The organism is Hafnia sp. HMSC23F03, assembly GCF_001816025.1.
GTDB lineage: Bacteria > Pseudomonadota > Gammaproteobacteria > Enterobacterales > Enterobacteriaceae > Hafnia > Hafnia paralvei.
Window position 1 is genome coordinate 118,744 of sequence record NZ_KV824231.1, and the last position, 453, is coordinate 119,196.

Sequence of the window (453 nt, forward strand, 5' to 3'; positions counted from 1 at the left end):
CATTCCCAGGTTCGAATCCTGGTACCCCAGCCATAGAATTGGCTAATAGAATCACGCAACACAGAAATTCCTTGAGTTGGCTACGTAGCTCAGTTGGTTAGAGCACATCACTCATAATGATGGGGTCACAGGTTCGAATCCCGTCGTAGCCACCATCTATTTTGAACACCTTCGATTAAATGAGCGGGAGTGGCGAAATTGGTAGACGCACTAGATTTAGGTTCTAGCGCCGCAAGGTGTACGAGTTCAAGTCTCGTCTCCCGCACCATTTAAACGACTCGGTTTTGCAACGGATGGGGTATCGCCAAGCGGTAAGGCACTGGGTTTTGATCCCAGCATTCCCAGGTTCGAATCCTGGTACCCCAGCCATCCTTTTCCTCGGAAATCCACGAAAAGGTTTGCTGAATTCTATACCCGATTGGGGTATCGCCAAGCGGTAAGGCACTGGGTTTT

Annotated in this window: 4 tRNA genes (1 of these 4 only partly in view); all 4 read left to right on the top strand. The window is 49.4% G+C overall.

The window, feature by feature from the left end:
* The first annotated feature begins 78 nt into the window (after nt 1-78).
* Nucleotides 79-155: transfer RNA gene (locus HMPREF3091_RS13060), tRNA-Met, on the top strand.
* A 28-nt stretch (nt 156-183) separates the two neighbouring features.
* Nucleotides 184-268 (top strand) — tRNA-Leu (locus tag HMPREF3091_RS13065).
* A gap of 26 nt (nt 269-294) precedes the next feature.
* Nucleotides 295-369 (top strand) — tRNA-Gln (locus HMPREF3091_RS13070).
* Nucleotides 370-419: 50 nt separating this feature from the next.
* Nucleotides 420-453 (top strand) — tRNA-OTHER (locus HMPREF3091_RS13075) (it continues 53 nt past the right edge of the window).